Annotated in this window: 4 protein-coding genes; all 4 read left to right on the top strand. The window is 65.4% G+C overall.

Annotation, left to right across the window (positions count from 1 at the left end; genetic code table 11):
• Positions 1–336: 336 nt before the first annotated feature.
• The 4 genes from rarD to NHG85_RS17710 all read left to right on the top strand — a co-directional run bounded on the left by rarD (position 337) and on the right by NHG85_RS17710 (position 5,209).
• On the top strand, positions 337–1,230 hold the full coding sequence (rarD, locus tag NHG85_RS17725) for an EamA family transporter RarD (RefSeq protein WP_253334906.1): 894 nt from the start codon (positions 337–339) through the stop codon (positions 1,228–1,230).
• 687 nt (positions 1,231–1,917) lie between these two features.
• Positions 1,918–2,973, top strand: a complete 1,056-nt coding sequence (locus NHG85_RS17720) for a replication initiator protein A (RefSeq protein ID WP_253334904.1) — start codon at positions 1,918–1,920, stop codon at positions 2,971–2,973.
• A 26-nt stretch (positions 2,974–2,999) separates the two neighbouring features.
• The gene (locus NHG85_RS17715; protein WP_253334902.1) at positions 3,000–3,662 is read left to right on the top strand and encodes a hypothetical protein; all 663 of its coding nucleotides are present in this window, start codon (positions 3,000–3,002) and stop codon (positions 3,660–3,662) included.
• A gap of 101 nt (positions 3,663–3,763) precedes the next feature.
• Positions 3,764–5,209 (top strand): mannose-1-phosphate guanylyltransferase/mannose-6-phosphate isomerase, encoded by a 1,446-nt coding sequence (locus NHG85_RS17710; RefSeq protein ID WP_253334900.1) that lies wholly within the window; start codon positions 3,764–3,766, stop codon positions 5,207–5,209.
• Positions 5,210–5,496 lie beyond the last annotated feature (287 nt).

Below are 5,496 nucleotides of genomic sequence, written 5' to 3'. Positions count from 1 at the left end.
ATCCATCGAAATGAACCGAAGCCGCCCGCATATCTCTTCAGATATCATCAATGTCAAAGAGCAGGAAGAAAACCAAACCAGAGCGCCCCAACTTGTGGCGCTCCAACCCGTCCCCTTCGGAATGTGTCCCCGTCAGTGCATCTCTGCGCCGCCGGTGAGGGGCCTTCTACGGATAGAGGCGGGGGGCCGCAAGAGGTTTTTTCGGAAAACTTCGAGCGACGCAGGGTCAGCCTGCGCGGGGCCGTTGTGACTGCCTGATCCGATAGCAGACTACGCGCTCTTGTCGTCCGCGCGGCAAAGCGCGACTGCTGTCGCATCCAAGGGAAAGGATGCGTCATGCAAGCGAACGAGGACAGCCCGCGCGGCTTCGTGCTGGCCACCACGGCCTATCTGATCTGGGGCGTCCTGCCGCTCTACATGAAGGCGCTGGCGCATATCCCGCCCGCGGAGGTGATCGCGCACCGCGTGCTCTGGTCGATCCCGATCGCCGGGCTGGTGCTCATGCTCACCGGGCGCACCGGGGATCTCAAGATCGCGGTCCGCAGCCCGCGGATGCTCGGCATGGCGGTGGTCACCGCCTGCCTGATCTCGGTCAACTGGGGCATCTATGTCTGGGCCATCGCCAATGGCTATGCGCTCGACGCGGCGCTGGGGTATTACATCAACCCGCTGTTCAGCGTGTTCCTGGGCGCGGTGCTCCTGGGCGAGCGGCTGTCGCGGCTGCAGATCGCGGCCGTGGCGCTGGCGGCGGCGGCGGTGCTGATCCTGACGCTGGCCTCGGGGCGGGTGCCGCTGGTGGCCTTCGGCCTCACGGTGAGCTGGGGCGCCTATGCCTTCTTCAAGAAGGCGCTGCCGATCGGGCCCAACCAAGGCTTCCTGCTCGAGGTGCTGATCCTGATGCCGCCCGCGCTCGCCTATCTGGGCTGGCTCGGCCTGCAAGGAGAGGGGCATTTCCTCGGTGGCACGACGCGCGACCTGTGGCTGCTCTTGGGCACGGGCGTGGTCACGGCGGTGCCGCTCCTCGTCTATGCCAATGGCGCCAAGCTGCTGAGGCTCTCGACCATCGGCATCCTGCAATACATCGCGCCGACGATGATCTTCCTCACGGCGGTTCTGATCTTTGGCGAGGCGTTCGATCCGGCGCGGCGCGTGGCCTTCCCGATGATCTGGCTGGCGCTGGTGATCTACACCGGCTCGATGCTGCGCCGCCCCCGGCGCCAGCTGTCCTGAGCCCGGTTTGCGGACATCGGGAACCCGAACGCGGACATCAGGAACCGGCGTCTGCGGACATCGGGAACCGCGATCTCGCGGACATTAGGAACCCGAACGCGGACATCGGGAACCGAAGGCCGTTTCGCGGACATCGGGAACCGCCCCGATAGCCTGTGTATAAACCTGTGCATAAGCTGTGGATATCTACGACCCCAAACGCGGACATTAGGAACCGAAACGCGGACATCAGGAACCGAAACGCGGATATTAGGAACCGGGCTTTCGGAATATATTATATTTTTCATGGTGTTACAGGGCTTTTTTTGGCCCGTAACACACTATAACACTATATAACACTTAAGATGGGCCCTCGCGCTGCCCGTCCTACTCTCCCCGAAAGCCGCTCGCCTTGGCCGGACCGAAGGGAGGGCATCAAAGTAAACGTTCACGATACCCCGAATCCGTTTGACACGAATTCGAAACTGTGAAGAGCCGTTCCGGATACCCCGAATCAAATCGAAACGCTGCTTAGAAGCCCCTTTCTTTCAAGGAGTCCCTGTTCCCGATCCCACGAAATTGCTGGGAAAAACGTGACTTGAAATCCCGCGCTGTCCCCGATACCCCGAAGATCGGTGCAGCTCATGGGCGTTGGGGTTCCCGATTCCACGAATCAATCCGCACCGAACGGATCCCAGGAGACCGGACATGCCACAGAGCGCGCAGGATTTCGGATCCGCCATCGACCATCTGCTGCCCGAGCGCCATCCGCAGATCGACTACAGCATCTGCGACGTTGCGGAAGCGGTGCTCAAGGATCTGGTGCCCTCGATGGAGCATCCGTTCTACGCGCTCTCCAAGAAGCCCGACATGTCGGTCCGGCGCTACGAGCATGGGTCCAACTGGGTCGAGATCGTGCCCTCGGCCAAAGGCCAGGCGACGATCTACGACAAGGACATCCTGATCTACGCGGTCAGCCAGATCATGCACAAGCTCAACCGCGGCGAGAAGGTCGACCGGGTGCTGCGCTTCAACCCGCGCGACCTTCTGATCTTCGTCAACCGCGGCACCGGCGGCAAGGATTACGACGCCTTCTGCGAGGCGCTCGACCGGCTGATGGGCACGGTGATCAAGACCAACATCACCACCCGGCCCGGCGGCGGCGACATGCCCCTGAGCGAGGAAGAGGCGCGCGGCTGGTTCCACCTCGTCGAGCGCGCCACCGTGATCCGCAAGGGCGACGAGGAAACGGGCCGGATCATGCATGCCGAGATCCAGCTTTCCGAATGGGTCTACAACTCGATCCGCCGCAAATCCGTGCTGACGCTGCACCGCGACTATTTCCGCCTGCGCAAGCCGATCGAACGGCGCGTCTACGAGATCGCGCGCAAGCTCTGCGGCAGCCAGCCGCGCTGGCAGATCGGGCTGGAGAAGCTCTTGATGCGCACCGGCGCGCGCTCCGAGCTCAAGCGGTTTCGTCACACCGTCAAGGAGATGGCGCAGAGCGATCACCTGCCCGATTACCACATCGCCTATGACGACGAGAGCGACATGGTGGTGTTTCGCAACCGCGGCACCGTCACCCCCGAGGCCGATCTGCCGCCGCTGCCCGAGACGGCGCTGGAGGCGGCGCGCGAGATCCTGCCTCGCGCCGACATCGCCGCAGTGGAGCGCGAATGGCGCGACTGGATCACCGAGGCGCCGCGCGACCCCGTCGCCGCCTTCCTGGGCTTTTGCCGCAACCGGCAGGACCGGTTGATCTGAGCCCCTCCTCCTTTCGAAAGACGGCCATGCCCCTCTCGCCGCCCCGCCTGCTCGCCCTTCTGCTCGGCCTTGCCTTCGTGCCCGCCCAAGGCGCGCGCGCCGGTGAGGCCTTCGAGATCTCGCTCGGCGGTGACCGCCTGGGCCGCGTCACCCACAGCACGCAGGGCGGCACGCGCGACCTGGCGCTGACGCTCGACAGCACGCCCTTCGGCGTCTTCGATGGCACTTACGCCGGGCGCAGCGTGAAGACGGGCGCCACGACCCGGCACAGCGGCCGCACCCGCTCCAGCCGCAAGTCGCGCGACCTGTCGATGACGCTTGAGGGCGGCGCGTTGCGCGAGGTGGCGATCGCGCCCCCCTCGGAAGCCACGGCGCTGACCGCGCCGGGCACTGTCGCCGGGGTCCTTGACCCGGTGAGCGGCTTCGGAAGGCTGGTCGAGACCGGCGCCTGCCCCGACGGGCTTCGCATCTACGACGGGCGGCGCGTGGGTCTTCTGTCGGCCACCGGCACGCGACGCGAAGGCGGCGGCGTAGTCTGCGAGGCCCGCTACGAGGTGCAGCAGGGGCCGGGCTACCTTGAGCCGCTCGGCATCTCGCGGCTGTCGGTCGAACTGGGCTACGACGCGGCCTGGCGGCTCGACTGGATCCGCGCCCGCAGCGGCATCTTCGCGCTGAAGCTGGAGCGCTGAGGCCGCGCTTCGCTTTTTCCTGTTCAACGGGGATGCCATTGGTTTTGTTGGACCCAATGGGTCCGGACCGCCCCGGTGCCCCGCAGCGGAGAACAGCGATCATGGCTCATATCACCCCCGTCCTTCTCTGCGGTGGTTCCGGCACGCGGCTTTGGCCACTCTCGCGCAAGAGCTATCCCAAGCAGTTCGTGCCGCTGATGGGCAAGGAGACGCTGTTTCAGGCCTCGGCGCGGCGGCTACACGGGCAGGAGCTGGGGCCGGACGGCGAGCTGGGCTTCGCCCCGCCGCTCGTTCTGACCAACTCCGACTTCCGCTTCATCGTCACCGAGCAGCTGGGCCTTGCGGGCATCGATCCCGGCGCGGTGCTGATCGAGCCCGAGGGGCGCAACACCGCGCCCGCGATCCTCGCCGCCGCCTCCCATCTCGCGGCCAGCGATCCCGAAGCGCTGATGCTGGTGGCGCCCTCGGATCACGTCGTGCCGGAGACGGCGGCCTTCCACGCCGCGATCGCGCGCGGCCTGGGGCCGGTGCGCGAAGGCCGCCTCGTCACCTTCGGCATCCACCCCGACCGGCCCGAGACGGGCTACGGCTATCTCGAACTCGATGCCCCCGTGGCCGATGGCGCGCCGCAGGCCTTGTTGCGCTTCGTGGAGAAGCCCGACGCAAACCGCGCCGAGGCAATGCTCGCCTCGGGCAATTTCCTGTGGAACGCGGGCATCTTCATGGCCCGCGCCGCTGACATGGTCTCGGCCTTTCGCGCTCATGCGCCCGAGATATTCGCCCCGGTCGAGGCCGCGCTCGCCGCTGCCAGGACCGACCTAGGCTTCCTGCGGCTCGACCCCGAAGCCTGGGCGCAGGCGCCCGACATCTCGATCGACTACGCGGTGATGGAAAAGGCCGAGAACCTCTCTGTCGTCCCCTTCTCGGGCGAATGGTCGGATCTGGGCGGCTGGGACGCGGTCTGGCGCGAGAGCGGCCCGGACGAGGACGGCATCGTCACATCGCATGGTGCCACGGCGATCGATTGCCGCAACACGCTGCTGCGCTCGGAAAGCGACCGGCTGGAGATCGTCGGCATCGGGCTCGACAACATCATGGCGATCGCCACCGGCGACGCGGTGCTGGTGGCCGACATGTCCCGCGCGCAGGACGTGAAGAAAGCGGTCGAGGCGCTCAAGGCCAAAGAGGCCCCGCAGGCCACGGCCTTTCCCAAGGACCACCGCCCCTGGGGCTGGTTCGAAAGCCTCGTCGTCGGTGGCCGCTTCCAAGTGAAGCGGATCATGGTGCATCCCGGCGCGGCGCTGTCGCTGCAAAGCCATCACCACCGCTCCGAGCACTGGATCGTGGTCGAGGGCACGGCGCGGGTGACGGTGGACGACAAGGTCACGCTCGTGACCGAGAACCAGTCGGTCTACGTCCCGCTCGGCGCGGTGCACCGCATGGAAAACCCCGGCAAGGTGCCGATGGTGCTGATCGAGGTGCAGACCGGCGCTTATGTCGGAGAGGACGACATCCTGCGCTACGAGGATGTCTACGCGCGGAACTGAAGTGCGGGCGCAGATACATATGAAGACGTCGAGTTCTTTGCTCGTTTTTCGATGACGCACCGTACCGAGTAATCGAGGTCGATTGTACCTTGCGGAGCAAGAGTCTTTTGGTTGCTGGGGACCATAATCGATCCCTTATGCTTGTGAAGGATACGACGCGTGACCTGCCCCCCTCGGGATCCCTCAGTCTGATGTAGAGTTTGCTCAATCGTGCTCTGAGACCCAACCTTGGACCGCCGGGATCTGAAGTTTTCGGCCTTCATTCCGGTGACAGGCTGGTGGCGCCA

This window comes from Limimaricola litoreus (assembly GCF_024159025.1).
In the GTDB taxonomy this organism is placed as follows: Bacteria; Pseudomonadota; Alphaproteobacteria; order Rhodobacterales; family Rhodobacteraceae; genus Limimaricola; species Limimaricola litoreus.
This window is presented reverse-complemented; position numbering and strand designations above follow the sequence as displayed.

Excerpts from the sequence above, each read along its gene's own strand:
- rarD (WP_253334906.1), top strand. The coding sequence starts at position 337 with ATGCAAGCGAACGAGGACAGCCCGCGCGGCTTCGTGCTGGCCACCACG.
- NHG85_RS17720 (WP_253334904.1), top strand. The coding sequence starts at position 1,918 with ATGCCACAGAGCGCGCAGGATTTCGGATCCGCCATCGACCATCTGCTG.
- NHG85_RS17715 (WP_253334902.1), top strand. The coding sequence starts at position 3,000 with ATGCCCCTCTCGCCGCCCCGCCTGCTCGCCCTTCTGCTCGGCCTTGCC.
- NHG85_RS17710 (WP_253334900.1), top strand. The coding sequence starts at position 3,764 with ATGGCTCATATCACCCCCGTCCTTCTCTGCGGTGGTTCCGGCACGCGG.